At 73.3% G+C, this 25,350-nt stretch carries 26 protein-coding genes; 5 read left to right on the forward strand and 21 right to left on the reverse strand.

The features are described from left to right. Nucleotides 1-6 precede the first annotated feature (6 nt). Together NPS70_RS11145 and leuA are read right to left on the reverse strand one after the other, a co-directional pair. The gene (locus NPS70_RS11145) at nucleotides 7-1,692 is read right to left on the reverse strand and encodes a BTAD domain-containing putative transcriptional regulator (RefSeq protein ID WP_256523980.1); all 1,686 of its coding nucleotides are present in this window, start codon (nucleotides 1,690-1,692) and stop codon (nucleotides 7-9) included. A 382-nt stretch (nucleotides 1,693-2,074) separates the two neighbouring features. Next, nucleotides 2,075-3,838 (reverse strand): 2-isopropylmalate synthase, encoded by a 1,764-nt coding sequence (gene leuA / locus NPS70_RS11150; RefSeq protein WP_256523981.1) that lies wholly within the window; start codon nucleotides 3,836-3,838, stop codon nucleotides 2,075-2,077. A gap of 296 nt (nucleotides 3,839-4,134) precedes the next feature. On the opposite strand from leuA, the gene NPS70_RS11155 reads away from it, so the two are divergent. Further along, entirely contained in the window at nucleotides 4,135-5,202 is a 1,068-nt protein-coding gene (locus tag NPS70_RS11155) for a M4 family metallopeptidase (RefSeq protein ID WP_256523982.1), read from the forward strand. Between the two features lie 86 nt (nucleotides 5,203-5,288). Here NPS70_RS11155 and NPS70_RS11160 read toward each other — a convergent pair whose 3' ends face one another. The 10 genes from NPS70_RS11160 to NPS70_RS11205 form a co-directional block, all read right to left on the reverse strand. Continuing rightward, on the reverse strand, nucleotides 5,289-6,248 hold the full coding sequence (locus NPS70_RS11160; protein ID WP_256523983.1) for a PDR/VanB family oxidoreductase: 960 nt from the start codon (nucleotides 6,246-6,248) through the stop codon (nucleotides 5,289-5,291). A gap of 77 nt (nucleotides 6,249-6,325) precedes the next feature. Then, nucleotides 6,326-7,807, reverse strand: coding sequence for a cytosine permease (locus tag NPS70_RS11165; RefSeq protein WP_256523984.1), 1,482 nt, complete (start codon nucleotides 7,805-7,807; stop codon nucleotides 6,326-6,328). Then, nucleotides 7,804-8,148, reverse strand: coding sequence for a Rieske (2Fe-2S) protein (locus NPS70_RS11170; protein ID WP_256523985.1), 345 nt, complete (start codon nucleotides 8,146-8,148; stop codon nucleotides 7,804-7,806). Before NPS70_RS11170 ends, NPS70_RS11165 begins: the two co-directional genes overlap by 4 nt. Then, nucleotides 8,145-9,002, reverse strand: a complete 858-nt coding sequence (locus NPS70_RS11175) for an iron-containing redox enzyme family protein (protein ID WP_256523986.1) — start codon at nucleotides 9,000-9,002, stop codon at nucleotides 8,145-8,147. Before NPS70_RS11175 ends, NPS70_RS11170 begins: the two co-directional genes overlap by 4 nt. Further along, complete coding sequence (locus NPS70_RS11180; RefSeq protein ID WP_256523987.1) at nucleotides 8,999-9,802, reverse strand: dihydrodipicolinate synthase family protein; 804 nt, start codon at nucleotides 9,800-9,802, stop codon at nucleotides 8,999-9,001. Before NPS70_RS11180 ends, NPS70_RS11175 begins: the two co-directional genes overlap by 4 nt. Before the next feature lie 21 nt (nucleotides 9,803-9,823). Next, nucleotides 9,824-10,372 carry a DUF6190 family protein gene (locus tag NPS70_RS11185; RefSeq protein WP_256523988.1) on the reverse strand — a complete coding sequence of 183 codons (549 nt, stop codon included), beginning with the start codon at nucleotides 10,370-10,372 and terminating at the stop codon, nucleotides 9,824-9,826. Further along, nucleotides 10,362-11,540 (reverse strand): aminotransferase class I/II-fold pyridoxal phosphate-dependent enzyme, encoded by a 1,179-nt coding sequence (locus NPS70_RS11190; RefSeq protein WP_256523989.1) that lies wholly within the window; start codon nucleotides 11,538-11,540, stop codon nucleotides 10,362-10,364. Before NPS70_RS11190 ends, NPS70_RS11185 begins: the two co-directional genes overlap by 11 nt. Nucleotides 11,541-11,767: 227 nt before the next feature. Then, nucleotides 11,768-12,469, reverse strand: a complete 702-nt coding sequence (locus NPS70_RS11195; protein WP_256523990.1) for a DsbA family protein — start codon at nucleotides 12,467-12,469, stop codon at nucleotides 11,768-11,770. A 77-nt stretch (nucleotides 12,470-12,546) separates the two neighbouring features. Then, nucleotides 12,547-13,350 (reverse strand): MBL fold metallo-hydrolase, encoded by an 804-nt coding sequence (locus tag NPS70_RS11200; protein WP_256523991.1) that lies wholly within the window; start codon nucleotides 13,348-13,350, stop codon nucleotides 12,547-12,549. 35 nt (nucleotides 13,351-13,385) lie between these two features. Further along, nucleotides 13,386-14,324, reverse strand: coding sequence for a DMT family transporter (locus tag NPS70_RS11205; protein WP_256523992.1), 939 nt, complete (start codon nucleotides 14,322-14,324; stop codon nucleotides 13,386-13,388). A gap of 133 nt (nucleotides 14,325-14,457) precedes the next feature. Between NPS70_RS11205 and NPS70_RS11210 the strand changes: the two genes are divergently transcribed. Next, nucleotides 14,458-15,114, forward strand: coding sequence for a TetR/AcrR family transcriptional regulator (locus NPS70_RS11210; protein WP_256523993.1), 657 nt, complete (start codon nucleotides 14,458-14,460; stop codon nucleotides 15,112-15,114). A 51-nt stretch (nucleotides 15,115-15,165) separates the two neighbouring features. On the opposite strand, the gene NPS70_RS11215 is transcribed toward NPS70_RS11210, so the two are convergent. Continuing rightward, complete coding sequence (locus NPS70_RS11215; RefSeq protein ID WP_256523994.1) at nucleotides 15,166-15,861, reverse strand: TetR family transcriptional regulator; 696 nt, start codon at nucleotides 15,859-15,861, stop codon at nucleotides 15,166-15,168. A 474-nt stretch (nucleotides 15,862-16,335) separates the two neighbouring features. Here NPS70_RS11215 and NPS70_RS11220 point away from each other — a divergent pair, with 474 nt between their 5' ends. Next, the gene (locus tag NPS70_RS11220; protein WP_256523995.1) at nucleotides 16,336-16,602 is read left to right on the forward strand and encodes a protealysin inhibitor emfourin; all 267 of its coding nucleotides are present in this window, start codon (nucleotides 16,336-16,338) and stop codon (nucleotides 16,600-16,602) included. Nucleotides 16,603-16,738: 136 nt separating this feature from the next. Here the strand turns inward: NPS70_RS11220 and era are convergent, their stop codons facing one another. From era to NPS70_RS11255, 7 genes are all read right to left on the reverse strand, one after another. Further along, a complete protein-coding gene (era, locus tag NPS70_RS11225) occupies nucleotides 16,739-17,689 on the reverse strand; it encodes a GTPase Era (RefSeq protein WP_256523996.1) in 951 nt (316 codons plus the stop codon). Between the two features lie 94 nt (nucleotides 17,690-17,783). Continuing rightward, nucleotides 17,784-18,137 carry a cytidine deaminase gene (locus NPS70_RS11230; RefSeq protein ID WP_256523997.1) on the reverse strand — a complete coding sequence of 118 codons (354 nt, stop codon included), beginning with the start codon at nucleotides 18,135-18,137 and terminating at the stop codon, nucleotides 17,784-17,786. Between the two features lie 60 nt (nucleotides 18,138-18,197). Then, nucleotides 18,198-18,893, reverse strand: coding sequence for a hypothetical protein (locus tag NPS70_RS11235; protein WP_256523998.1), 696 nt, complete (start codon nucleotides 18,891-18,893; stop codon nucleotides 18,198-18,200). A gap of 125 nt (nucleotides 18,894-19,018) precedes the next feature. Beyond that, nucleotides 19,019-19,375 (reverse strand): MmcQ/YjbR family DNA-binding protein, encoded by a 357-nt coding sequence (locus NPS70_RS11240; RefSeq protein WP_256523999.1) that lies wholly within the window; start codon nucleotides 19,373-19,375, stop codon nucleotides 19,019-19,021. Further along, on the reverse strand, nucleotides 19,372-20,676 hold the full coding sequence (locus NPS70_RS11245) for a hemolysin family protein (protein WP_256524000.1): 1,305 nt from the start codon (nucleotides 20,674-20,676) through the stop codon (nucleotides 19,372-19,374). Before NPS70_RS11245 ends, NPS70_RS11240 begins: the two co-directional genes overlap by 4 nt. Continuing rightward, nucleotides 20,673-21,170 (reverse strand): rRNA maturation RNase YbeY, encoded by a 498-nt coding sequence (ybeY, locus tag NPS70_RS11250; RefSeq protein WP_256524001.1) that lies wholly within the window; start codon nucleotides 21,168-21,170, stop codon nucleotides 20,673-20,675. Before ybeY ends, NPS70_RS11245 begins: the two co-directional genes overlap by 4 nt. Before the next feature lie 12 nt (nucleotides 21,171-21,182). Continuing rightward, complete coding sequence (locus NPS70_RS11255) at nucleotides 21,183-22,199, reverse strand: PhoH family protein (protein WP_256524002.1); 1,017 nt, start codon at nucleotides 22,197-22,199, stop codon at nucleotides 21,183-21,185. Between the two features lie 228 nt (nucleotides 22,200-22,427). Between NPS70_RS11255 and NPS70_RS11260 the strand changes: the two genes are divergently transcribed. Both NPS70_RS11260 and NPS70_RS11265 read left to right on the forward strand, forming a co-directional pair. Next, nucleotides 22,428-22,655: a potassium transporter TrkA gene (locus NPS70_RS11260; protein WP_256524003.1), complete on the forward strand. Its 228-nt coding sequence runs from the start codon at nucleotides 22,428-22,430 to the stop codon at nucleotides 22,653-22,655. A gap of 10 nt (nucleotides 22,656-22,665) precedes the next feature. Continuing rightward, nucleotides 22,666-24,144 (forward strand): cation:proton antiporter, encoded by a 1,479-nt coding sequence (locus tag NPS70_RS11265; RefSeq protein WP_256524004.1) that lies wholly within the window; start codon nucleotides 22,666-22,668, stop codon nucleotides 24,142-24,144. 26 nt (nucleotides 24,145-24,170) lie between these two features. Here NPS70_RS11265 and NPS70_RS11270 read toward each other — a convergent pair whose 3' ends face one another. Beyond that, a complete protein-coding gene (locus NPS70_RS11270) occupies nucleotides 24,171-25,283 on the reverse strand; it encodes a PfkB family carbohydrate kinase (RefSeq protein WP_256524005.1) in 1,113 nt (370 codons plus the stop codon). Between the last annotated feature and the right edge of the window lie 67 nt (nucleotides 25,284-25,350).

Consider the following 25,350-nt stretch of genomic DNA (forward strand, 5'->3'; position numbering starts at 1 on the left):
CGGGGGTCACGGGGGGAAGCCGTGGCCGGCCAGCCCCAGGGCGCGCTCCGGCCCGCCGGGGCCGGGGTGGTCGAGGGCCGTGTCCAGGCGGACGGCGGCCTCCCGCAGCGGCATGGGCAGCCCCTTGCACAGGCGCACCAGCCGGGAGGTCGCGGCCTGCCCCTCCACCAGCCCGCTGCGGGTCAGGCTGCGCAGCAGCTGGGCGGACTCGCTGTCGGAGAGCGGCCCGAGGGTGATCATGTGCGCGCCGTCCCTGACGGCCAGTCCGGTCAACCGCCTGCGGCTGGTCGCCAGCACGCAGGAGGAGCCCCGGGGGACGAGCGGACGCAGCTGGTCGGCCTCCGCGACCCCGTCGAGCACGACGAGCATCCGCCGCCCGGACAGCACGCTGCGGTAGAGGGCGGCGCGGCTGGCCAGGTCCGGCGGTATTCGCGCGGGCTCCACGCCCAGGGTGCCGAGGAGGCGGCGCAGCGCCTCCGAGGCGCACCGCGGCGGGTGCCCCTCCCACGGGTCGGGCGGAGCGTCGAGGTCCACGTACAGCTGTCCGTCGGGATAGCGGTCGAGGAGCCGGTGGGCCAGTTTCAGCACGAACGCCGACTTCCCCACGCCGGCGGGTCCGTCGACCACGGCGATCGGCGTGGCGGAGCCCTGCGCGGACGCCGTGTCCCGCAGCCGCCCCTCCAGCCAGGACAGCTCCGTCTCCCGTCCGACGAAGCCCCGTGCCAGCGGGGGAAGCTGAAGGGGCCGGGGCATACCGGAGGCGAGGGGTGCGGACGGCCCCTCCCGATCCGCGGCGGGGGCCCTTCGGGCGTCGGCCCGGGGCCTCCGCGCCTCCTGCGGGGCGCCCGCCGCCGCGGTCGCCGGAGCGGCGGACGGACCGCCCGACGGGGCCAGTTCCGGGGATCCGGCGAGGATCTGCTGGTGCAGGGTGCGCAGTTCGAAGCCGGGCTCTATGCCGAGCTCCCGGCTCATCATCCGCCGGGTCTCGGCGTAGACCGCGAGGGCGTGGGCCTGGCGGCCGCTGCGGTACAGCCCCAGCATCAGCAGCCAGCGCAGCCGCTCGCGCAGCGGTTCCTCGGCGACGGCCTCGAACAGCTCCGTGACGGCCTCGCCGTGGCGTCCGGCCTCCAGCATGTCCTCGGCCCACTCCTCCACCGTGGTGAGCCGCAGATCGGCCAGGCGCCGCCGCTCCCGGGCGGCGAAGGGGCCCGGGACCCCGGAGTAGGCCGCCCCGTGCCACAGGCCGAGCGCGGCCTCGTGCCACCGCAGCGCGCCGTCGAGGTCCCCGTCGCCGCGCAGGCGCCGCGCGGTGGCCCGGTGCTGGGCGAACAGGACGGCGTCCACCTCGCCCGCGTCGATCCGCAGCCGGTAGCCGCCGGACTCGGAGGTGAGCAGGGCGCCGCCCTCGCGCCGCCCCCGGCCGGGTTCGAGCACCCGGCGCAGTCCGGCCACGTAGGTGTGGACTCCGTTGACGGCGGTCTGGGGGACGTCGCTCCCCCACAGGGCGTCCACGATGGTCTCCACGGCCACGAACTCGTCGGCGCGGCAGGCGAGGAGGCAGAGAACGGCGCGCTGCTTGGGGGGCCCGAGGCGGACCTCCCGGCCCTGGCGCCACGCGCGGACGGGGCCCAGCAGTTCGACACGGAGCGGTGGTGCGCCGCCGGAGGCGGGGGAGCGCTCCTCGGAGGTCATGTCCGGCCCCCTCGGTCCCGGTACCGGGCGGCCCGGCCGACGGTGGCGGATAAGCGGCGGGGCCGGACCGCCTCGGGGCCGCCTCCTCGCGGCCGCCGACGGTGTAAGCCTGCCCGTGCCGCGGCTAAGACCTGGTACATGCGCGTCTCCCCCTTGAAAGTGCACATGAGAGCCTCGAACTGAGGTCCCGGCCCGCCAGGCAAGATACGTGCTAGCCGGATTGAACGGCAATACACATAAATCGCCCAAACCTCCCAACACGAGCAACAGCGGCGGGCGCACCGCCGGGGGGCGCGGTGCCGGGTGGCCGAAAGGATGCGCTCCTGCGGCGGCGGCAGGGGGACGCGCCGGTGCGGGCGCGCCCCTCCTGCCGGAGGCCGGGTCAGCGTGCGGCGCGGTTGACCGCCGAGACGACGGCCTTCAGGGAGGCCCGGGTGGTGTTGGCGTCGATGCCGATGCCCCACAGCACCTTGCCGTCGATGGCGCACTCGATGTAGGAGGCGGCCTGCGCGGAGGCGCCCTCGCTCAGGGTGTGCTCCTGGTAGTCCAGCAGGCGCACGTCCACGCCGATCGCGTTCAGCGCCTCGAAGAACGCCGAGATCGGGCCGTTTCCCGTTCCGGTCAGCACGGTCTCGGTGCCGTCCACGACCGCCTCGACCGTCAGCGTGTCCACACCGTCGGTGTCGGTGGTGGTCTGACCCGAGCGGATCCGGATGCGCCCCCACGGGTTCTCCGGGTTGGGCAGGTACTCGTCCTGGAAGGCGGACCAGATCTGCGCCGGGGTCACCTCGCCGCCCTCGCTGTCGGTCTTGGCCTGGATGATCCGCGAGAACTCGATCTGCATCCGGCGCGGCAGGTCCAGCTTGTGGTCGTTCTTCAGGACGTAGGCGATACCGCCCTTGCCGGACTGGGAGTTGACCCGGATGACGGCCTCGTAGGAGCGCCCGACGTCCTTGGGGTCGATGGGCAGGTAGGGCACGGCCCACTCGATGGCGTCGACGCTCTTCCCGGCGGCGGCCGCGTCGGCCTCCATCGCGTCGAAGCCCTTCTTGATGGCGTCCTGGTGGGAGCCGGAGAACGCCGTGTAGACCAGGTCGCCCGCGTAGGGGTGGCGCGGGTGGACCTCCATCTGGTTGCAGTACTCGCTGGTGCGGCGGATGTCGTCGATCTGGGAGAAGTCGATCTGCGGGTCGACCCCCTGCGAGAACAGGTTCATGCCCAGCGTCACCAGGTCCACGTTGCCGGTGCGCTCGCCCTGGCCGAACAGGCAGCCCTCGATGCGGTCCGCGCCCGCCATGATCGCCAGCTCGGCGGCGGCCACCGCGGTGCCGCGGTCGTTGTGCGGGTGGACGGACAGGCAGACGTGCTCCCTGCGGGTCAGCCCCCGGGACATCCACTCGAAGCGGTCGGCGTGCGTGGAGGGCGTCGAACGCTCCACCGTGGCCGGCAGGTTGAGGATGATCTCGCGGCCCGGGCCGGGCTGCCACACGTCGCAGACGGCCTCGCAGACCTCCAGGGCGAAGTCCAGCTCGGTGTCGGTGAAGATCTCGGGGCTGTACTGGTAGCCGAAGACGGTCTCGTCGCCCAGCAGCTTCTCCGCGTACTCCATCACCAGGCGGGTGCCGTCGACGGCGATCCGGCGGATGTCCTCCTTCGACCCGCGGAAGACCACCCGGCGGAAGACGGGGGCGGTGGCGTTGTACAGGTGGACCGTGGCGCGCTTCGCCCCGACCAGCGATTCCACCGTGCGCTCGATCAGGTCCTCGCGGGCCTGGGTCAGCACCGAGATGGTCACGTCGTCGGGGATCGCACCCTCCTCGATGATCGAGCGCACGAAGGCGAAGTCGGTGTCGCCGGAGGACGGGAAGCCGACCTCGATCTCCTTGTAGCCCATGCGCACCAGCAGGTCGAACATCTCCCGCTTGCGGGCCGGGCTCATGGGGTCGATCAGCGCCTGGTTGCCGTCGCGCAGGTCGGTGGAGAGCCAGCGGGGAGCCCGGGTGATCCGCTTCTCGGGCCAGGTGCGGTCCGGGATGTCGACGGCCTCGTAGCGGCCGTAGCGGTGGATCGGCATACCGGACGGCTTCTGGCTGTGCGTCGTGTTGGTGATCGGCGTGGGGCGGCCGATCCACTGCGACTGCGTCATGGCGTAGGGCTCCTCGGGATCCTGCGGGGGTAGGGCCGACCGGGTCGCACGCAGCACCAGACTCCGCGGGGAGGGGGTCGGCCTACGACAGGGGACCCTCGCCGCGGCAGCTAAGGAGAAGCAGCCCGAAACGCATGATGCGGAGCAGCCTAGCCGAGCTTCGGCACGGACGCGGATCCCGTTTCAGTATGCGGGACGACCGGCCGGGAACCGGCATATGACGCGAATCACCCCATCGCACCAGTACCGGAGTGGCAGGGCGACACCACCCGGACACCCTCTGCGACATTGCCGGGATGGACCACGCCCTCCCCGCCCCCTGCGGCATCGTGCCGCCCCACCTCCTCGACCGGCTCGCCCGCTCCGGCGGTGCGGCGCCCGCCGAGGCCGCGCGCCGCACCCTGGAGGCCGACGCCCGGCTGCGCACCGCACGGCGCCTCGGCCCCGGGCACCGGGCCCGCGCCGCCGGGGACGGCGACTGCGGGGACGGCGGCACCGCACGCCGGACGCTGTACGACGCGGGCAACCGCACCCTGCTGCCGGGCGTGCGGGTGCGCTCCGAGGGCGGGGAGCCCGTCGCGGACGCCTGCGTCAACCGCGTCCACGCGGGGCTGGGGGCCACCGCCGAGCTGCTGCACGAGGTCTACGGGCGCCGCTCCCTGGACGGGGCGGGCCTGCCCCTGGACGCGAGCGTCCACTACGGCGAGGGCTACGCCAACGCCTTCTGGGACGGCCGGCGGCTGGTCCTCGGCGACGGCGACGGCGAGGTGCTCGGCGACTTCACGGCCGCCGTGGAGGTGATCGCCCACGAGCTGGCCCACGGACTGACGCAGCACAGCGCCGGACTCGCGCACTTCGGGCAGCCCGGTGCCCTGAACGAGTCCGTCTCCGACGTCGTCGGCAGCCTGGTCAAGCAGCGCGTGCTCGGCCAGGACGCCGAGGAGGCCGACTGGCTCGTGGGCGCCGGGCTGCTCGGACCGCGGGTGTCGGGCGCGGCCCTGCGCTCGCTGCGGGCTCCGGGGACCGCCTACGACGACGCGCTCCTGGGCACCGATCCGCAGCCGGCGACCATGGCCGGGTATGTGCACACCCATCGCGACGACGGCGGTGTGCACATCAACTCGGGCATTCCCAACCACGCCTTCTACCTGCTGGCCACCCGGCTCGGCGGCCCGGCGTGGGAGCGGGCGGGGCGGATCTGGATCGACGTGCTGACCGGGGGGAGGCTGCACCGGGACGCGGACTTCGCCGCGTTCGCCAGACTGACGGCGGCGGCCGCCGCAAGGCGCTACGGCCCGGGCGAGGAGCACGAGGCCGTGATCAAGGCGTGGTCACAGGTGGGAGTGGACCCGGGCGCGCGCTGAGGCCCGCAACGCCGTCCGGGCCCCGCGCGGCACCGCGCCCCCCTGCACCGGGACCGGACGCGCGGCGGCGCCGGGTGCCCCGGCCCTCACAGGTCGAGGGTGAGGCGCCGGCTCCGGGAGCGCCCCACGCAGATCATCATCGTGGCGCCGGTCTCCCGTTCGGCCGGCCCGAGCACGCTGTCGCGATGCTCGGGCACGCCGCCGAGGACCTTGGTCTCGCAGGTGCCGCACCAGCCCTCCTCGCAGGAGGAGGGCACCCGGGGCACCACGTCGCGGACCACCTCCAGCAGGCTCCGCTCCGGCGGCACCGGCAGGACGGCGCCGCTGCGGCGGAGTTCGACCTCGAAGGCCCCGCCGGGTGCCGGTTCCGCGGTCCCGCCCGCCTCCGCGGGCTCCGCACGAGGCCCGGAGCCCGCGGCGGGCGGCGCCCCGAAGCGCTCGGTGTGCAGCGGCCCGCTCCAGCGCTCCGCGACGGCGCGCAGCAGGCCCTCGGGGCCGCAGGCGTAGACGGCGGTCCCCGGTGCCAGCCCGCCGAGCGCCGCGTCCAGGTCGAGCGGTCCCTCGCGGTCCTCGGGCACCAGGACGGTCCCGGGCAGGCCGACGAGCTCCTCCCGGTAGGCCATCGACGCCAGGCCGCGCCCCCCGTAGAGCAGCCTGAAGCTGCCGGGGGGCAGCGAGCGGACCATCGGCAGCAGGGGGGTGATGCCGATCCCCCCGGCAAGGAACAGGTAGCGATCGGCGGCGACCAGCGGGAAGCGGTTGAACGGCCCGCGCACCCGCAGTGCGGTGCCGGGGCGGACGGCGGTGTGGACCTCCTCGGAGCCGCCCCGGCCGCCGCGTTCGCGGAGCACACCGAGCCGGTAGGCGGCCCGGTCGGCCGGATCGCCGCACAGGGAGTAGTGGCGCACCCTCCCGGAGGGGAGCTCCACCTCCAGGTGGGCGCCGGGCTCCCACGGGGGCAGGTCCCTTCCCGCGGGGTCGGTGAGGAGGAGCCCGAGGACGCCCTCGGCCTCCCGTACGGTCGAGCGCACCCTGAGCAGGGCCATGGCGGTGTCTCCTCGTCTGTGGTGGTCCGGCGCGTTGGGCGTCCCCGGCGGCTGCCCCGCCGGGGACGCCGGCCGTCTCAGCGCACCTCCGCGGGGCCCTCCCGCCCGGGGCCGGCCGGCGGCAGCAGCGCCCCGGTCTCCGGGCTCAGCCGGCACAGCAGGGCGTACAGCAGGGCGGAGACCGTGAAGGAGGCGGGCAGACTCAGGTCCACGCCGCCGGTGGCGGAGGCGAGCGGCCCCAGGTGGATCGGGCTGTTGACCCACAGGATCCCCACGGCCGACCCCGCGGCGAAGGCGGCGAGCGCCCGCGGGTTGACCCCGCCGGTGTACCAGTAGCGGCCCCCGCCGCCGGTCGTGAAGGTGCGCAGCGCCCCGGGGTCGTAGCGGCCCCGGCGCTGGGCGTAGCCGACGAACAGCACGGCGGCCCAGGGCGCCACCACGGTCAGCAGCAGGGTCACGAAGGCCGCCATGGCGTCCATCGCGTCGTAGACCACCGCGCCCAGGTACAGCACCGCCGCCGCCAGCGCGGAGACGACGCTCGTGACGACCGTGCGGGAGGTGCGCCAGAACACCGAGTTCGCCGACAGCCCGGCCGCGTACAGGCACAATCCGGCCTGCGGGAGCGTTCCGGCGAAGCCGAAGACGACGACCACCACGGCGAACCAGCCCGGCACCGCGTCGGTCAGCCCCTGGAGCCAGGGTTCGTCGGGCACCGGGAACAGCGTGGTGACATAGGCGCCGGTGAGCAGTGCGGCGAGGCTGCTGAGGAACATGGCGGCGCCGCTGTGGCGCACCAGCCGGCCGGTCGGGGTGCGGCGCGGCATGAAGCGGGTGTAGTCGCCCTGGAAGGTGGCGTAGGAGAGCGGGACGGTCGCGGCCGCGGTGGTGGCGAGCAGCCAGGTGTGCAGCGGGTTGTCGAGCGCGAGCGGGCCGCCGGCGTAGCCCGGGTCGAAGTCGGGAGCCAGCACCAGCACGGTCGCCAGCAGGACCGTCCCCCCGGCCAGGGCGGTGACCTTGTAGGTGCGCAGCAGCACCTGGTGGCCGCGCACGGCGACCAGGGCGACGGCAGCCGTGGTGACGGCCATCGCGGCGGTGAGGGCTCCGGGACCGGTGGGGGTGGACAGCAGCCGGTGGGAGGCGACCATCACCGCGGTGCCGCCCGTCCACACGGCGATGGCGAAGAAGCCGAGGGCGGTCACCACGGTGATCACGCTGCCGACCATGCGTCCCCGCACGCCGAAGTGCGCCCCGCTGGCGACGGGGTCGTTGACGCCGGTGCGGACGCCGAAGCGGGCGAGCGGAGCGAGCAGGGCCGTCCCGGCGGCGACGCCGATCAGGATGGCGCTCGCGGCGGCCCACCAGCCGAGCCCGAAGACCACGGGCAGGGCGCCGAGCACGACGGTGCCGAAGGAGAACTGCGCGGAGGGCCAGATCCAGCCGAAGTCGGAGGTGCGGGAGGTGCGGTCGGACTCGGGCACCGGGGCGATGCCGTCGTGCTCGGCCTCCGCACGGGGCGGCACCGCGGTGAGCGGTGCCGCCCCGGTCGGGTGGAGGGTCATGAGGCGGCTCCGTGGGGTGTGTCGCCCGGGGCGGGCGGGGGCGCGGCCCCGAGGTGCTGCGGCAGCGCGTCCAGCACGCGCAGGGTGTCGCAGGCCGGCCCGGAGGTCCGTTCCCCGCTGGCGAGGTCGAAGGTGGAGTAGTGCAGCGGGCAGGTGATCCGCAGGCGGTCGCCGTCGACCCGGCCGAACTTGAGCCTGCCCTGGCGGTGGGGGCAGCGGGCGGCCGCGAGGACCTTGCGGTCCCCGATCTCGACGAGCACCAGGTCCTCGGTCACCTGGCGGACGGTCGGCTCGGGTGCCGGGCCCGGGCCGGGGCCCGCCGCGGCGGACGCGGCCGTCACCGGGGGGTCTCCCGGGCCAGGGCGACGGCGGTCTCGGTGGCCTCGCCGACGATGTCGCTGGTCAGCCTGACCCCGGCCCAGATCTTGGCCAGGTCGGGCTGTTCGAGGACGCGGATCGCCGTCCGCATGTGGTTGCTGTGGTACTCGTCGATGTAGAGGTGCTCGGAGTAGTAGCCGCCGTTGCGGATGCCGAGCCGCCGGGCGGCACGGGCGAAGCTCTGGAAGCCGTAGAGGACGCTGGACTCGAAGTAGGCGTAGGCGCCGAGGAAGTACTGCGGCGAGGCGGCCCGGCCGGCGAGCCAGTGGAACATGTTGACGTAGGCGAAGCCCTCCGCGCTGGTCGTGTCGAGGTAGTCGTCGGGTTCGAGGCTCATGCCCAGCTCGGAGAGCAGGTCGCGGTAGAGCTGGGAGTGCGCCTTGTCCTCGTTGCCGCAGCCCAGTTCGTCGATCAGGACGCGGAAGACGGCCATGCCCGAGCGGTACGGCAGGCGCGGGACGACCGGCAGCAGGGACTCCGACTCGGTCAGGCCGTCCAGCGCGAACTCCCCCACCACCACCCGGAACTGCTCGCGGGTGGCGTGCTCGGCGAGGAAGGTGTGGCTCTCGGGGAGCGACGCCTCCTCCTCGGAGAGCAGTTCCCGCAGGGCGCCGAGGAGTTCGCCCGCCGAACCGAACCGGGGGGCGGACGCCTCGTAGGCGCGCGCCTTGGGCAGGATCCACTTCTCCTCGATACCGGTCATCGCCGCGTAGTCGCCGACGTCCGGCACCCGGCGGTAGAGGCGGTGCAGTTCGCGCTGGGACGCCAGGGCGGGGGCGCGCACGGAGTGGGCCGCCACGGGCGGGGTGGGGCTCACACCGCCACCTCGTCCCGGACCGCCGGGGAGGCGATGACCCCGCGCCGGTGGAGCTCCTTCTTGACCCAGCGGTACCAGTCGTCCTTGAAGACGCCGTACCGCTCGCAGACGGCGTTGACCTCCGCCTGGCGTGCGGGGGTCGGGTCGCCGAGCATGGCGTTGCACAGGCCCGGTTCCAGGTTGGCGAGCGGGCCGATGAAGCCGTCCACGCCGGTCGCGTCGGCCAGCAGGTTCTCCCAGCCCTCGAAGACCGGGATGCCGGTGCCGGCGGCGGCCATCCGCCGGGTGAAGGCCGCGTCGCCGCTGGACTCCTTGATCCCCGCGATCCCGGGGATCTCCGCGCAGATCCGCAGCAGGGTGTCGTACGCGATGCGGTTCCCCGACAGCGCCTCCTCGTTGTAGAGGAAGATCGGCACCTCGGTGGCGGCGCGGAGCGCCTTGTAGTGGTCGACGATGGCGTCCTGCCCGACGTCCTTGCCGAAGGGCGTGGTCACGACAACCGCGTCCACGCCGATCGAGGCGGCGGTGCGCGCCCGGTCCACCACCGAGGCGGTGTCGGGGAGCTGGATTCCGGCGAGGACGGGGAGGCCCCGGGCGTGCCGGACCGTGTGGGACACCATGTCCCGCCACTGCCCGGCGTCGAGCTTCCACCCCTCGCCGGAGGTCAGGGCCGGCATGAGGCCCGCAACCTCGGTGTGCACGTGGTCGACCAGTCGGCGGACGCTCTGCTCGTCGACGGTCCCGGTCGGGTCGAGCGGGGTGATGAGAGGGACGATGGTCCCTGCGTACCTGCCTTGCATGGAAGTTGCTCCTCGCGGTTCTCAGAGGTCTTCGGATGCCACCGTGAGCACCAGGGACCGCCGGTAGAGGCGTTCCAGGGGCTCGGGGAAGGACTCCTCCTCCCCCGCCGCGGCGGCCGCGACCGGTGCGACGGGCAGCCCGGTGAGCCGGGAGAGCCGGGGGCTGGCCGTGTGCAGCCGGCCTCCGCGCCCGACGACCTGGGCCAGCAGGAGGCGTTCGTGGGCGGGGAGGCCGTCCAGTCCGGGGGTGGTGAGGGCGCGGCGGACGTCGTCCTCGTCGTAGCCGATCCGGTCGATGGCGAGGTCGGTGTGGAGGACGTCCATGAAGGGGTAGTAGTCGTCCTGGACGCCGCGTGCGTAGCCCCAGACCAGGTCGTCGCAGCGGCCCACCTGCTCCCAGCTCATGACGACCCGTCCGGCCTCGCCTGCCGCCAGGCGGCGGGCGAAGAAGGTCTTGGCCGCGGCACGGACGGTGTCGTCCTTGCTGTGCATGCCCATGAAGAGGGTGGCGTCGACGAAGTCCGCGGGTCCTGCGCCGGCGGCCCCGGCGGCTTCCCGGTCAGCCGGCATAGCGTTCGAGGACCTTCCGCATCCGCTCCATGGCACCGGCGAACACCTCGGGCTCGCGGGCGAGCGCCAGGCGCAGGTACCGCTCGCCCCTGGCCGGGGTGTTCCAGTAGAAGAAGGTGCCCGGCAGGACGTAGACCTCCTCGTCGAAGAGGACGGCCTGCAGTTCGGTGGCGGTGAGGTGCTCGGGCGTGATGCGGAACCAGGCCACGCTGGTGCCGACGACGGGCTCCTGGAACTCCAGGACGCTGCCGCTCAGGGCCTTGCGGGCGGCCTCGGCGTTGGTCTCGATGATGCCGCGCACGGAGGCGAAGCCGTCGCTGATGGAGTCCTCGACGTACTGGGTGACCATGTTGAGGACGAAGGGCGAGACGTTGAGCAGGACGCTGGTGTGGAGGTTGTAGACCTCGTCCTGGATGTCCCGGCTGGCGGTGATCATGGCGCACTTGGCGTCCTGGATGGGCCAGGTCTTGCCGGTGTCCTCCATGACCATGTAGGTGACGCCGGACTCCTCCAGGAGGTCGTAGACGTCCACCCGGCCGATGGTCTCGTCGCACAGGGCGAAGGAGGCGAAGCAGAAGTCCATGACCAGGACCTTGTCGTGGTCCACGCAGTAGCGGACCACCTCCCGGAAGCCCTCCAGCCCCTCCGCGAGGAGGGTGAAGCCGGTGGGGTTGTTCGGGTCGACCAGGTAGATGGCGTCGGCGTCGACCTGCTCGGCTAGGCGCTCGTAGAGGGTCCCCCTGTCGTGCAGCGCGGACTCGTCGAGCGGGGAGATCGGCACCTGCATGTTGCGCAGCAGGTCGACCAGGTTGTCGAAGCAGGGCTCGACCAGGGCGACGGACATGCCGCGCTGCTTGAGGTACATGCCGGCGACCATGGTGGAGACGCTGGCGGAGTAGGAGAGCAGGGTGCGGCCCATGGCCAGGGCGGTGGGCTGGCCGTGCAGCCGGAAGAAGGCGTCGAGGAAGCGGCGCTCGAAGTGGGCCTGCTGCTTCGTCTCGGACTCGTGCCAGAGCTCGGGGAGGCGGGAGACGATCCGCTCCTGGGACGCGGACTGCCGCTGGTGGGTGTGGGCGTCGGCCAGGTTGAATCGGGTCTTCAGTGCTTCGATCTCGTGCTGGGTGAGGTCGACGAAGGTGCTGACGTCAGCCTTTTCGCTCAGGGACATGAAGAACTCCGGATCGAATCGAATCTGCGGATGTGTCGGAGTGGTGTTCCCGATCCTGCGGAATTCACTGTATGAGCTTCGGCCGCTTTCGCGAATAACGGCCGGGTCACGCAATTAATAATCATCGCGATGATATGCCGGGGAAAAGAAAACGGCGACCGGGCATTCCGCTTCCGGGAATGCCTGGTCGCCGTTTCGCCGCCCTGCCGTCCGGCGGCGGTGCGCGCCTATTCGGTGGCGGCCTGGAGGAGGAGGTCCTCGTACACCTTCGGGTCGTCGGAGTGGATCACGGGCCAGCCGATGCCGTAGGAGCCCTCCCAGCCCACCTCGATGCCGGGGTTGGGGTGGTCGGACCCGTCGGGCAGGAACAGGTGCGGACTGCAGTCGACCCGCTCCGTGGCCGAGACGCGGGCCTGGTCCGCCAGGGCCCTGCGGGCCCGGCCGTCGTCCAGCGCCTCGACCAGCGCGTCGACGTCCACCGCCTCGGTGTCCCTGGCGACGTCCACGATGACCTTGCGGTGGCTGATGCAGCGGGACTCGGCCCAGAAGGCCCGGCGCAGACCGAGGTCGAGCTGCTCCGAGGCGTTCAGGCTCTGCTCCTTGGCCGCGAGGACGGCCTCCAGCGCGGGCAGGGTCGTGGAGGGGTACAGCCAGTCCTTGGCCTGCCACAACTGCCAGCCGGCGCCCGGCTCCAGGGAGGCCATCCGGGCCACCTCGCTGTCCGTGCCGGGGCGGGGGCTGGGCGCGTCGTTGAGCAGTTCGAGGGGGAAGGCCCGCAGGTCGAAGGCGACCTGCTCGTCCAGGCCGAGGCGGGTGCGGGTGGCGTGCAGCCGGTGGATCGCGATGTGTGCGAAGGAGCACCAGATGTCGGAGAAGACCGTGATCACACCGCGCGGCGGGGCCAGTTCGGTGCGGGGGGCGTCGGGCATGGCGTACTCCTCGGGTTCGGTGCGTGCGGGGGGGGTCCGCCTCGGTGCGGGCGGAGTCGGGAGGGAGGCGGCTCGGTCTAGCGCCCGCCGGCCGCCTCGTGGGCGTCGAGCGCGGCCTCCAGGTCGAGGTCGGCCCCGGGGAGCCAGGCGGGCAGCGAGGGGATGCGGGCCATCGCCTCGAAGAGCCGCTCGACGGCCGCGCCGCGCACGGTGGGTCCGTGCGCGCTCAGCAGGCGCTCGGGGCGCAGCCCCGCCAGGGGGCGCAGCCGGGCGGCGAACCGCTCCTCGTCGACGATCGCGGTCCACGGCGCTATGGCCCGGTTGAGGACGTCGAAGCCCTCGAAGAATTCCTTCTCGGCCACCTCGGAGAAATCATGGCCGATTTCCTCCAGCACCGTTCCGAAGCTGTCGGAACTGTAGAGCGTGCCGTCCGAGTGGTCGAACAGGGCGAGCGTTCCGGGTGAATCGAAGGTGGGCGGCCGGTGGAAACTCAGCTCACGGTCGGCGAGCTTGATCCGGCTTCCGGGGTTGGCCGTCACAACACGTTCTCCAGGAATGGTAAATTCCTCGGAAATTCGGGTGACGGATATGGCGTTGGCGACGACCTTCGCCTGCGGCGCCGCCCGCAGGAGGGACCGCAGCGCGCCGGTGTGGTCGCGGTCGTCGTGGGTGACCGCGATCCACCGCAGGTCGGCGGGGTCGATCAGCGACCGGAGGGCGTCCAGGAACTCCTCCCGGTCGACGGGCATGCCCGTGTCCACGAGCAGGGGCTCGGCCCCGCGGACGAGGAAGGCGTGGACCGGCTGGTCGCCCAGCCCGGGTATCGGCAGCACGGACGGCAGGACGTGGATGTCCGGCCCGGCGGTGTAGGGCGCTTTCATGGCGTACTCCGGTGGGTCGCGGTCGGTCCGGTACGTCAGACGAGCTGGATGGTGAGGGAGCCGGCGACGAGCAGGGCGAGGCCGGTCAGACGGGGTGCGGTGAGCGTGCGCCGCGGCAGGCGGAAGAGGCCGCGGTGGTCGATGAGCGCCGAGGTGAGCTGCTGGCCGGTGACCGTGAGCGCGATGGTCACGGCGGCGCCGATGGACGGCATCAGCAGGAAGGTGCCGGTGACGTAGGCGGCGGCGCAGGCCCCGCCCAGCCAGCCCCACCAGGGCATCTTCCTGAGCGGGGCGATCTTCGGCCTGGGCGTGCGCCGGGTGGCGTAGAGGACCAGGAGCACCACGGCGATGGTCAGGGTGGCCACGGCGAAGCTGATCACGGCGACGGTGATGGGCTCGTCGAGCCGGGCGCGCAGCTGCGCGTTGACCGCGCCCTGCACCGGGAGCACGGCGCCGGCGAGGATGCCCAGCCCGAGCCAGCCGACCCGCCCCACGGGGGACATCCTGGGCGCCCCGGCGGGCGCGGCGGCCTTCTGGCCCCTGATGATCACGACGATGCCGACCAGCACGGCCAGGGCCCCGGCCACGATGCCGACGCTCAGGTCCTTCCGGGCGAGACCGAGCAGGCCGAACAGGTCCAGCGCCAGCGAGGCGAACATCTGGCCGGTGACGAAGAGCCCGACGGCGGCGAGGGCGCCGAGGCGGGGGAACAGCAGGATGCCGCTGGTGATGTAGAGCGGGCTCGCGAGCCCGCCGAGGAGCTGCCAGGGCTCCACGTCCGGCAGCTTGCCGAGGGCGCCGAGGGCGCCCGCGCCGACGGCGAGGACCAGCAGCAGCCCGGTCGCCACGCCGAGCTGGATCGTCGAGGCGCCGTACGGGGTGCCGACTGCCGAGTTGAGCTGGAGGTTCACCGAGGCCTGGACGGCCAGCAGACAGCCGACCAGGAGGGCCGCGGCGAGGAGCGCGGTGTGCATCTGGATCTCCCTGGAGCGGGTGGGTGGGGACAGGAGGGAGGGGGTAAGTGGACTCTGTGTCCGCTTAGCATGGCATGCAGCGGCCCAAGCGGACAAGATGTCCATTTAACGGGAGGGGAAGTAGGGTCGGCTCATGAGCGACGAGCAGCGTGGGCGCCCGTCCGCCTCCGTACACCGCGTCGGCGGCCCCCTGGGCGACCTGCAGGCCCCGCAGGACAACCCGGCCACACCCCGGCGGCGGGCGGACGCGGTGCGCAACCGCGCGCAGATCCTGGCTGCCGCCGAGCAGCTCTTCACGGAGCACGACCCCCGCACGATCACCATGGACCGGATCGCCAAGGCCGCGGGCGTGGGCCGGGCGACGCTGTACCGGAGCTTCCCCGACCCGTCCTCGGTCGCGGTGGCCCTGCTGGACGAGCACGAACGCCGGCTCCAGGGCCAGCTCATCTACGGCCCCCCGCCGCTCGGCCCCGGAGCGCCCCCGGCCGAGCGGCTCTCGGCCTTCTACCTCGCCATGCTCGACCTGCTGGAGCGCCACCTGCCGCTGGCGCTCGGCGCGGAGGTGGGGCCCGACCGGTACACGACCGGCGCCTACGGCTTCTGGCGGGTGCATGTGCGCACCCTGCTGGTGGAGGGCCGGGTCTCCGATCCGGACGCCCTCATCGACATCGTCCTCAGCCCCCTGGCACCGGAGCTCTTCCGCTTCCAGCGCCACGGGATGGGGCTCTCACGGGACCGGATCGCCTCCTCGCTGACAGGCCTCGCCCGACGGCTCATCCCGCCCGGCTGAGCAACCGCCGACGGCCCGCGCCGCTCTGCCGGGGAGCGCCCGGACGGGAGGTCAGGAGGCGGGCGCCGGGGCGGTTTCGCGGGCGCGCACGGACGGCACCCCCCGGCGCGGCAGGCCCGCCGGGCCCGGCGGCACCAGGCCCGGCAGGATCAACTCCCAGATGCGCTCCAGCCGTTCGGCGGCGGAACCGTGGAACGAGCCGATCTCGTCCGGCCAGGGCTCCCCGTCCGGCGACGCGGGCGCCCTCATGGCGAGTTCCACTCCCTGGACGACATAGCCGATCAGGGCCGCCACCACCGTGCCGTCGACACCGGGGTGCAGCGCGCCCTCGTCCCCCGCACGCCGGACCAGCCGTGCCACCTCGCGCCGCCAAGGGCACTCCAGGGTCACCGGCGATCCGGCGGGCTGTAACTCCCGGGCCAGGCGCTCCCCCGCACGGGCCACGCAGTCCGTCTCCAGCAGCCGGACCAGGGCCCGGGTCGCGGACACCAGCTTCTCGACCGCCGTGCCGCCGGACAGGCAGGCCGTCTCGACCGTGACGCCCGTGACCGCGCGCGCCCGCTCCCGGACGGCGGCCGCAAGGTCCGCCTTGGTCGCGAAGTGGAACACCAGCGCCCCGGTGGTCACCTGCGCCTCGGCGCTGATCCGCGCGAGCGAGGCCCGCTCGTAGCCGAGCGAGTCGAACACCCGCGCCGCGGCCGTCAGAATCGCCAGTCTCGTCCGTTCCGCCCTCTGCTGTATCGCCACCTTGTCCCCCCGTCGGTAGACGCCACGCCGGACCGCGCACTCTTCACCCTAGTGCAACACAGTGGACTTGACAGTCCACTGCAATGTACGAAACATGTCTGGTTCCCCACATGGAGCGCCCCTGGGCGCAGCGGAGGGGTGCAGCACGACCGAGCTGACGCTATCCGGATGGTGGTTCGGCAAACACGCCGCCGATCGAACGCCCGGCCGAAAGACGGGCCTTGACTCGGAGGGTCCCTGATCGCACCGGTGTCAGGACCGTCCCCGGCCCTTCAACCTGTCCTGAATCGGCACCCGTCCGCCGCCCCCGAACCGGCCGGGGCCGCCCGGGCCCGCCCGTCACGGGAGCGAAGCCCGGCCACCCGGCGCCGCAGGGGGCCGGGGCACTCCCGCACCCGGGGCCCGCCGGGCGCCCGTTGCGGCCACCATGGAGCCGTCCCGGGAAACCGGGCCGGCCACCACGGGAGGGGCGCGATGAGGATCGAGGTACGGCGCAGCGGAGGATTCGCCGGCATCGAGCGGCGGGGCGAGGTCGACACCTCGGCGCGGGAGGACGCGGCAGGGCTGCGGGCGCTCGCCGAGCGGGCCGTGTCGGACGGGCACGGGACACCGCCCCCGGGCGTCCCGGACGGCTTCGCCTACCGGATCACCGTCGACGGGCGGACGGCGCACTGCGCCGACCCCCTGCTGTCGGCGGCCCAGCGGGAGCTGGTCGCGCTCGTCCTGGGCGAGGGCGCCTGAGCCCGCCGGCGCCCCGGGCCGGAGAGCCGGTCACGGGGCGGCGGGAGGCCGTCCCGGGTGCCCGCGGGCAGGCCCCGCCGGCGCGGGAGCACGGTGGGGCGCGGGGCCCCGCGCGCGCGGGGCCGCCGGGGAGCCGTCAGAAGCCGAGCCGGCGCAACTGCTTCGGGTCGCGCTGCCAGTCCTTGGCGACCTTCACATGGAGGTCGAGGTAGACCGGGGTGCCCAGCAGCGCCTCGATGTGGCGGCGCGACTTCATGCCGACCTCCTTCAGGCGCGCACCCTTGGGGCCGATGATGATGCCCTTCTGGCTGGGCCGCTCGATGTAGACGTTGGCATGGATGTCCAGCAGCGGGCGGTCCGCCGGGCGGTCCTCGCGGGGCAGCATCTCCTCGACCACCACGGCGATCGAGTGGGGCAGCTCGTCGCGCACGCCCTCCAGCGCCGCCTCACGGATCAGCTCGGCGACCATCACCTGCTCCGGCTCGTCGGTGAGGTCGCCCTCCGGGTAGAGCGCCGGGCCCTCGGGAAGCAGCGGGACCAGCAGGTCGGCCAGCAGGCCGACCTGCCGGTCGCCGACCGCCGACACCGGGATGATCTCCGCCCACTCGATGCCCAGCTCCTTGCCCAGCCGGTCGACGGCGATCAGCTGCTCGGCGAGCGCCTTGGAGTCCACCAGGTCGGTCTTGGTGACCACCGCCACCTTGGGCGTCTTGCGGATCCCGGCGAGCTCCTTGGCGATGAACCGGTCGCCCGGTCCGAGCTTCTGGTCGGCGGGCAGGCAGAAGCCGATCACGTCGACCTCCGCCCAGGTGGTCCGCACCACGTCGTTGAGCCGCTCGCCGAGCAGCGTGCGCGGCTTGTGCAGCCCCGGGGTGTCCACCAGGATCAGCTGGGCGTCGGGGCGGTGGACGATGCCCCGCACGGTGTGCCGCGTGGTCTGCGGCCGGTTGGAGGTGATGGCCACCTTCTGGCCGACCAGAGCGTTCGTGAGGGTGGACTTGCCCGCGTTGGGTCGGCCGACGAAGCAGGCGAAACCGGCCCGGTGGACGGTTTCGGAGGACTGGGTACGAGCGCTCATGACGCCCATTCTCCCTGATGCCGGAGGCCCTCCGGTACGCCGTGCCCGGCGGGGCGGGGCGCCGCGCCCGGCCGGCGCCGGGAGCGGGCCCCGCATCCGGGCCTCAGCCGGCCTCCACCCGGGACCTCAGCCCGCCGTCGGGACCGGCGAGGAACACCGGCGTCCCGGGGCCCCCGAGCTCCCGGACGGCCGCGAGGTCGTCCTCGGCCGGCGCCTCCGCGGCGGAGACGACCGCGGCCGCCTCCAGGGACGTGGCACCGCTCGCGACCGCCATGGCCACGGCCGTCCTCAGGGCGCTGAGCCGGAGCGAGGCCAGGGCCACCGTCCCGGCGACATAGGTGCGACCGGTCTCGTCGCGGACGGCGGCGCCCTCGGGGACGCCGTTGCGGGCCCGGGCGCTGCGGGCCAGCGTGATGATCTTGCGGTCCTCGGGGCCGGGTTCGGGGCTCTGCGTCATGGAGCGAGCATAGATCGGCCCCGGAGGGGCCGCGAAGGCCGCCCCGGGGCCGGAGGGCGGTCAGCCCCGGACGCCCTCGACGAACCTGTCGCCGACGCGGGTGACGAGGTCGGTGTGGGTCTTCCCGGCCTCGGCGCCACCGTCGTTGACGAAGGCGACGCGGGTGAAGCCGGTGCCCTCCTGGGCGACGACCAGGTCGGCCGTCACCTCGACGCCGGGAGCGAAGGCGAGGGTCATCGCGAAGGACTCCGAGCTCTCACCGATCTTCGGCGCGTCCGTGCGCGCGATCTTCACCGGCACCTCGCTGCCCTCCACGGTGAAGTTCACGGCGGGGCACGCCTCCACCGCCTCGCCGATCGCCGCCACCCGGTCGGCGGCACCGGTGCCGGGGAACGTGAAGACCTGCTGGGTCAGCTCCGTCCTGCCCCCGTCCTGCTGGAAGTCGGCGCTGCCTCCGGCCTCGGCACCGCCCACCGTGCCGCCCATCATGTCGGCGAGCGGCTGGCACTCGGGCTCGGCGGCCCTCGGGGGCAGATCCCCGGAGGTCGGCGCGGTCGTCTCCGCCCAGCCGGAGGGCAGGTCCTCGAGGACCAGGACGGCCGCCGCCATCTGCTCCGCCGTCAGCGGCTCGGCGGCGGGCGCGTCGGCGGCGGGCTTCTCCTCCCCGCCACCGCCACCGCCACCGCAGGCGACGGTGAGGCACAGGACGGACGCGGCGAGCAGAGCGGCGGCGCCGCGGCGGACACGCACGGACATGGTTCTCCCCAGGATGCGAAGGACCGCGGGGAGGCCCCTCCCCTCGGGCGACCACCGAGGATACACAGCATCCCCGAACACCAGTTCGCCGCCCGAGGCGGGGCGGCCGGACGTGTTCCCCGGCGCTAGGGGCGGTCCAGCCGCAGGCGCTCGGCACGGGGCAGCCCGGCCACGACCAAGTCGTAGGAGTCCTCCACCAGTTCGCGCACGAGCCGCTCGGGCAGCGCGGACACCGTGACCGTGTTCCAGTGGCGCTTGTTCATGTGCCACCCGGGGACGACGGCCTCCGGGTGCGCGGCCCTGAGCCGGACCGCGTCCTCCGGGTCGCACTTGAGGTTGGCCTTCAGCGGCCGGGCCTCCAGCGCCGCGAGGGCGAACATCTTCCCGCCGACCTTGAACACGGAGGTCTCCGGGCCGAACGGGAACTCCTCGGTGGCCGCCGCGAAGGACAGGCACAGCGCCCGCAGCCCCGCGGCCCTCATCCGCTCGCCTCGTCGCCCTCGGGCTTGTCCACCGGTTCGGCGAGCACCGTGACGATCTTGTTCCGGCGCCCGGCGGGCGACTCGGCCGTGAGCCGCAGCGAGCGCCCGTCCGGCAGGTCCACCTCCGCACCGGCACCGGCGATCGGGACCCGGCCGAGGGCCTTGGCCAGCAGGCCGCCGACCGTCTCCACGTCCTCGTCGTCCAACTCGTCGGCGCCCAGCCCGTACAGCTCGCCCAGATCGCCGATGTCCAGGCGCGCCGTCACCCGGAAGCGGCCCTCGCCGAGGTCCTCGACGGGCGGCAGCTCGCGGTCGTACTCGTCGGTGATCTCCCCGACGATCTCCTCCAGGATGTCCTCGATGGTCACGATCCCGGCCGTGCCGCCGTACTCGTCGACGACCACGGCGACGTGGTTGCGCTTCTGCTGCATCTCGCGGAGCAGGTCGCCGGCGTTCTTGGTGTCGGGGACGAAGACGGCGGGCCGCATCGCCGTCGAGACGAGGTCGGCCTCCGCGTCGCGGTTGATGTGGGTCTTGCGGACCAGGTCCTTGAGGTAGACGACGCCGACCACGTCGTCCTCGTTCTCCCCCGTGACGGGGATGCGGGAGAAGCCCGAGCGCAGGGCGAGCGTCAGCGCCTGGCGGACCGTCTTGAACCGCTCGATGCTGACCAGGTCGGTGCGCGGCACCATCACCTCCCGGACGAGGGTGTCCCCCAGCTCGAAGACCGAGTGCACCATGCGGCGCTCCTCGTCCTCGATCAGGCTCTCCTGCTCGGCGAGGTCGACCAGCGCCCGCAGTTCGGCCTCCGAGGCGAAGGGCCCCTTGCGGAAGCCCTTGCCGGGAGTGAGCGCGTTGCCGAGGAGGATCAGCAGCTGCGGGACCGGGCCCATGATCCTGGCCAGGGGCAGCAGGACGTACGCCGCCGCCGTGGCCGTGTTCAGCGGGTGCTGGCGGCCGATGGTGCGCGGGGAGACCCCGACGGCCACGTAGCTCACCAGCACCATCACGGCGATCGCGACGAGCAGCGCCGCCCAGGTCTCCTCGAACTCCTCCAGGCAGACGTAGGTGACGAGGACACCCGCCGCCATCTCGCAGGCCACCCGCACCAGCAGGGCGACGTTGAGGTAGCGGGTCGGGTCGCCGGCCACCTGCTCCAGCCGCGCCGCCCCGCGGCGCCCGTTGCGCACCGCCTCCGCGGCCCGGAACCCGGAGACCCGGGCGATGCCCGCCTCCGCGCAGGCCGCGAGCCAGGCCACGACCACCAGCGCGACCGCCCCGGCGAGGAGTTGGCCGGTCATGACACGGTCGGGGCCGGCGAGGGGCCGGTCAGCCCCCGCTCCGCCCGCCAGCCGTCGACGATGGCGGCCTGGAGGCCGAACATCTCCGCCTTCTCGTCCGGCTCCTCGTGGTCGTAGCCGAGCAGGTGCAGCACCCCGTGGACGGTCAGGAGCTGGAGCTCCTCGTCCATGGAGTGCCGGGTCGGCGCATCGGCACCCTGCCGCTCGGCGACCTCGGGGCAGAGCACGATGTCGCCGAGGAGCCCCTGCGGGGGCTCCTCGTCGTCCTTCGCTGGCGGGCGCAGCTCGTCCATCGGGAAGGACATGACATCGGTCGGCCCGGGAAGGTCCATCCACTGGATGTGGAGCTGCTCCATGGCCTCGGCGTCCACCACGATCACCGAGAGCTCGGAGAGCGGGTGGATGCGCATCCGCGCGAGCGCGTAGCGGGCCACGTCGAGGACGGCCTGCTCGTCGACCTCGGTGCCGGACTCGTTGTTGACGTCGATCGACATGGTGCGCTGTGACTACTTCCCGTTGTCGTACTTCTCGTAGGCGTCGACGATACGGCCGACGAGCCTGTGCCGTACGACATCCTGGCTCGTGAGCCGGGAGAAGTGCACGTCCTCCACCCCGTCCAGGATCTCCTGCACCTGGCGCAGCCCGCTCCTGGTGCCGTTCGGCAGGTCCACCTGCGTCACGTCACCGGTGATCACGATCTTCGAGTCGAAGCCGAGCCGGGTGAGGAACATCTTCATCTGCTCGGGGTTCGTGTTCTGGGCCTCGTCGAGGATGATGAAGGCGTCGTTGAGGGTTCGTCCGCGCATGTAGGCGAGCGGTGCGACCTCGATGGTGCCGGCCGCCATCAGCCGGGGGATGGAGTCGGGGTCGAGCATGTCGTGCAGCGCGTCGTACAGCGGCCGCAGATAGGGGTCGATCTTCTCGTACAGGGTGCCCGGCAGGAAGCCCAGCCGCTCCCCCGCCTCGACCGCGGGCCGGGTCAGGATGATCCGGTTGACCTGCTTGGACTGGAGTGCCTGGACCGCCTTGGCCATGGCGAGGTAGGTCTTGCCGGTGCCCGCCGGGCCGATCCCGAAGACGACGGTGTGCTTGTCGATCGCGTCGACGTACCGCTTCTGGTTCAGGGTCTTCGGCCGGATGGTGCGCCCTCGGCTGGAGAGGATGTTCTGGGTGAGCACCTCGGCCGGGGACTCGGCGCCCGGCTCCCCGGTGCCGTCCTCGGCCGCCTTGAGCATGGCGATCGAGCGTTCCACTGCGTCCTCCGTCATCGGCTGCCCGGTGCGGAGCACGAGCATCATCTCGTCGAACAGGCGCTGGACCAGGGCGACCTCCGCCGGGTCGCCGACCGCGCTCACCTCGTTGCCCCGGACATGGATGTCGGCCGCCGGGAAGGCCTTCTCGATCACGCGCAGCAGGGCGTCACCCGAGCCGAGGACCGTCACCATCGGATGCTTGGCGGGGACGGTGAACTGGGCTCGCGCCTGCCCAGGCGCCGGGTTCTTGGCTGTGGGTGTCTGAGTCATGGGCCGGCTCTGTGGCCTGCACATACCTCCCGTTGCAGGGTTCTCGCCGATCGACAACCTCTGGACCATCCAGGGTACGGCCTGGGGCCCGGTGCACCGAGGGCTTTTCCCGGCCCCGACAAGGCACGCGAACCCCTGCACAGCCTGACATTCTGTCCCTGAGGGGATGAGCCCCGCCCGGGCCGGGCCGGGCCCCCGTCCGTCGAGCGGACCGCGCGAGGAGGAGCCATGGGCCAGGGAGTGCACGTCCAGGAGCTGCCCGGGATGGGCAAGCGGTACGACATCGAGCTCGGCCGTTCCGACCAGCGGATCTCGGTGGTCGTGCGGGCCGGCGGGATGCGGGACCTCTATGTGTTCGACGACCGTTCATCCGAGCCGGCGGCGGTCATCGAGCTGAGCGACGAGGAGGCGCGCAAGGTCGGCGCTGTGCTGTCGTCCACGTACTTCGAGGGCTGAGGTCCTGCCGGTGCACGCGGACCTCGTCGGGCTCGGCCTGGCGGTGCTCGTCGCGGGCCTGGTCGCCCGGCTGGCGCGGCGGGTCGGGCTGCCCTCCGTCCCCTGCTACATGCTCGTGGGCATCCTCCTCGGCCCGGGCACCCCGGGGCCGGCCGTCATCGCCCACCCCGAGGACCTGGGGCTCCTCGCGGCCCTGGGGCTGGTGCTGCTGCTGTTCCACCTCGGCGTGGAGTTCCCCCTGGAACAGGTGCTCGGCGGGGGTCGCCGCCTCTTCATCGCCGCGGGCTGCTACATCGGGCTCAACGTCGGCGCCGGGTTCCTCTTCGGGCTCGCACTGGGCTGGGGCGGTGCCGAGGCGCTGGTCGTCGCCGGGGCGCTCGGAGTGTCCTCGTCGGCGATCGTCACCAAGCTGCTCGTCGAGCTGCACCGGCTGACCAACGCGGAGACCCCGGTGATCCTCGGGATCATCGTGATCGAGGACCTGTTCCTCGCCTTCTACCTCGCGCTGCTGTCCCCGGTGCTCTCGGACGCCGACTCCCCGCTGGCGCTCGTGGGGGAGGTCGCGGTCAGCTTCGGGTTCCTCGCCCTGCTCTTCGCCGTGGCCCGGTTCGGGGCCCGCGCGGTGGCCTGGCTGGTCGGGGACCGCGAGGACGAGCTGCTGATCGTGCTGACCGTGGGGCTGGCCGTGCTGGTGGCGGGGGTGTCGGAGGAGGTCGGGGTCTCCGATGCGATCGGCGCGCTGATGATCGGCCTGGTCATCTCCCGGACCCGCCTGAAGGAGCGCCTGGAGCGCCTGGTGCTGCCGCTGCGGGACGTGCTGGCCACCGTCTTCTTCGTGGCCTTCGGGCTGAGCATCGAGGTCGGCGAGATGGGCGCGGTCGTCGTACCGGTCCTGATCGCCGTGCTCGTCACCCTCGTCGGCAACGTCGCGGCGGGGATCGTGGCGGCACGGCTGTTCGGCTTCAACCAGCGGGGGGCGGCCAACATCGGGCTGACCGTGCTGGGCCGGGGCGAGTTCTCGCTGATCCTGGCGACCCTGGCGCTGGGGGCGGGGCTCGACGCCCGGATCGGGCCGTTCGTGGCGCTCTACGTGCTGGTCCTGGCGGTGGTGAGCCCGGTGCTCGCGGCACGCTCCCACCGCCTGGCCCGCGTCATGCCGGACCGGCTGCTGCGCGCGAACTGGACCTACGTCCGCGAGGAGACCATCAGCACCTCGTGCACCCATCTGGACCGGATCCGGGTGACCGGCACGGACACGGCCGTGTGCGAGGAGTGCGTGCGGCTGGGCACCCCCTGGGTCCAGCTGCGGCTGTGCGTCACCTGCGGCCACGTCGCGTGCTGCGACGACTCGCCGCACCGGCACGCCCGGGTGCACGCCGAGGCGGCCGGGCATCCGATCATCCAGTCCGCGCAGCCCGGTGAGGACTGGCGGTTCTGCTTCGTCGACGACACCCTCGTCCGCGCGCCGATGGGCTCGCCGCGCGGCTGAGGGCCGGGGCCCCTGCCCGCGCGGGGTCAGGAGGAGCGGCCGAAGCCGATGGTGGGGACGGCGCGCCTCAGGGGCCAGGGGCGCGTCGGGGGCGGCACGAGCCGTTCCAGGAAGGAGTAGCGGCGCAGGGCGGCGGGGTCCTGGCCGGGAAGGCTCTGCACGGACTGCCACCAGGCCGCGACCTCCCACCAGCCGGGGGCGGAGAGCGAACCGCCGAACTCCTGCACCGACAGCGCGGCCGTGAGCCCGCCGAAGGCGAGCCGGTCGGCCAGCGGCCAGCCCGCCAGGGTGCCGGTGACGAACCCGGCGACGAACACGTCCCCCGCGCCCGTGGGGTCGAGCGCCTCCACCGCGATCGCGGGGACCTGGGCGGTCTCCCCCGTGGCGGCGTCCACGGCGTAGGCGCCCTCGGCGCCGAGGGTGACGACCGCCAGGCGGACCCGTTCGGCGAGGGCGTGGGCGGCGGCGCGGGGGCAGTCGGTGCGGGTGTAGTGCATGGCCTCCTCCGCGTTGGGCAGGAAGGCCTCGCAGTGCGCGAGGTCGGCCAGGTCGGCCGGGTCCCAGCGGCCGGACTCGTCCCAGCCGACGTCGGCGAAGATCCGGGTGCCGCCCCGGGCTGCCGCGGCGATCCAGTCGGCGCCCGCGCCGGGGGCGAGGGAGGCCACCGCGGCCCGGGCCGGCGGCGGGCACCCGGGGGCCGGCCCGGGCGGCGGGGCCTCGTGCCCGTGCGAGACCATGGTGCGCTCGCCCTCGTAGGCCATGGAGACGGTGACGGGCGAGTGCCAGCCGGGCACGGTACGCGAGAGCGAGAGGTCGATGCCCTCCCCCTGGGCGAGCGCGTCCCAGCAGTACTCGCCGTAGTGGTCGTCGCCGAAGGCGGCCGCGAGGGAGGTGCGCAGGCCGAGCCGGGCGAGGGCGGTCGCCATGTTGGCCACCCCTCCGGGACTCGACCCCATGCCCCGTGCCCAGGACTCGGTGCCGCGGACCGGCGCCGAGTCGAGGCCGGTGAAGACGATGTCGAGGAAGACCGTGCCGGTGAGGTAGACGTCGCAGGCCGGATCGCCGGGGGTCCTCAGGGCGGCCAGGGGGTCCAGGCACGCCGTCCGCCGCTGCGGCTCGTCTGGGTCGGGTGTGGTCACCGTCTGCGCTCCCGTGCATGTGCGGTCGGGGCCAGTGTGCCTGATCGGGCCGTCCCGGCGGGGCCGC

It is taken from the genome of Streptomyces sp. C10-9-1, assembly GCF_024497955.1.
GTDB lineage: Bacteria > Actinomycetota > Actinomycetes > Streptomycetales > Streptomycetaceae > Streptomyces > Streptomyces sanyensis.

What these genes read in the sequence shown, in the direction of transcription:
- NPS70_RS11180 (WP_256523987.1), bottom strand. Translation starts at nt 9,802, where the DNA reads ATGCAAGGCAGGTACGCAGGGACCATCGTCCCTCTCATCACCCCGCTC.
- NPS70_RS11145 (WP_256523980.1), bottom strand. Translation starts at nt 1,692, where the DNA reads ATGACCTCCGAGGAGCGCTCCCCCGCCTCCGGCGGCGCACCACCGCTC.
- NPS70_RS11260 (WP_256524003.1), top strand. Translation starts at nt 22,428, where the DNA reads ATGGGCCAGGGAGTGCACGTCCAGGAGCTGCCCGGGATGGGCAAGCGG.
- NPS70_RS11165 (WP_256523984.1), bottom strand. Translation starts at nt 7,807, where the DNA reads ATGACCCTCCACCCGACCGGGGCGGCACCGCTCACCGCGGTGCCGCCC.
- NPS70_RS11190 (WP_256523989.1), bottom strand. Translation starts at nt 11,540, where the DNA reads ATGTCCCTGAGCGAAAAGGCTGACGTCAGCACCTTCGTCGACCTCACC.
- NPS70_RS11240 (WP_256523999.1), bottom strand. Translation starts at nt 19,375, where the DNA reads ATGAGGGCCGCGGGGCTGCGGGCGCTGTGCCTGTCCTTCGCGGCGGCC.
- era (WP_256523996.1), bottom strand. Translation starts at nt 17,689, where the DNA reads ATGGGCGTCATGAGCGCTCGTACCCAGTCCTCCGAAACCGTCCACCGG.
- NPS70_RS11210 (WP_256523993.1), top strand. Translation starts at nt 14,458, where the DNA reads ATGAGCGACGAGCAGCGTGGGCGCCCGTCCGCCTCCGTACACCGCGTC.
- NPS70_RS11220 (WP_256523995.1), top strand. Translation starts at nt 16,336, where the DNA reads ATGAGGATCGAGGTACGGCGCAGCGGAGGATTCGCCGGCATCGAGCGG.
- NPS70_RS11160 (WP_256523983.1), bottom strand. Translation starts at nt 6,248, where the DNA reads ATGGCCCTGCTCAGGGTGCGCTCGACCGTACGGGAGGCCGAGGGCGTC.
- NPS70_RS11155 (WP_256523982.1), top strand. Translation starts at nt 4,135, where the DNA reads ATGGACCACGCCCTCCCCGCCCCCTGCGGCATCGTGCCGCCCCACCTC.
- NPS70_RS11205 (WP_256523992.1), bottom strand. Translation starts at nt 14,324, where the DNA reads ATGCACACCGCGCTCCTCGCCGCGGCCCTCCTGGTCGGCTGTCTGCTG.
- NPS70_RS11235 (WP_256523998.1), bottom strand. Translation starts at nt 18,893, where the DNA reads ATGTCCGTGCGTGTCCGCCGCGGCGCCGCCGCTCTGCTCGCCGCGTCC.
- leuA (WP_256523981.1), bottom strand. Translation starts at nt 3,838, where the DNA reads ATGACGCAGTCGCAGTGGATCGGCCGCCCCACGCCGATCACCAACACG.
- NPS70_RS11185 (WP_256523988.1), bottom strand. Translation starts at nt 10,372, where the DNA reads ATGCCGGCTGACCGGGAAGCCGCCGGGGCCGCCGGCGCAGGACCCGCG.
- NPS70_RS11255 (WP_256524002.1), bottom strand. Translation starts at nt 22,199, where the DNA reads ATGACTCAGACACCCACAGCCAAGAACCCGGCGCCTGGGCAGGCGCGA.
- NPS70_RS11245 (WP_256524000.1), bottom strand. Translation starts at nt 20,676, where the DNA reads ATGACCGGCCAACTCCTCGCCGGGGCGGTCGCGCTGGTGGTCGTGGCC.
- NPS70_RS11230 (WP_256523997.1), bottom strand. Translation starts at nt 18,137, where the DNA reads ATGACGCAGAGCCCCGAACCCGGCCCCGAGGACCGCAAGATCATCACG.
- ybeY (WP_256524001.1), bottom strand. Translation starts at nt 21,170, where the DNA reads ATGTCGATCGACGTCAACAACGAGTCCGGCACCGAGGTCGACGAGCAG.
- NPS70_RS11200 (WP_256523991.1), bottom strand. Translation starts at nt 13,350, where the DNA reads ATGAAAGCGCCCTACACCGCCGGGCCGGACATCCACGTCCTGCCGTCC.
- NPS70_RS11195 (WP_256523990.1), bottom strand. Translation starts at nt 12,469, where the DNA reads ATGCCCGACGCCCCCCGCACCGAACTGGCCCCGCCGCGCGGTGTGATC.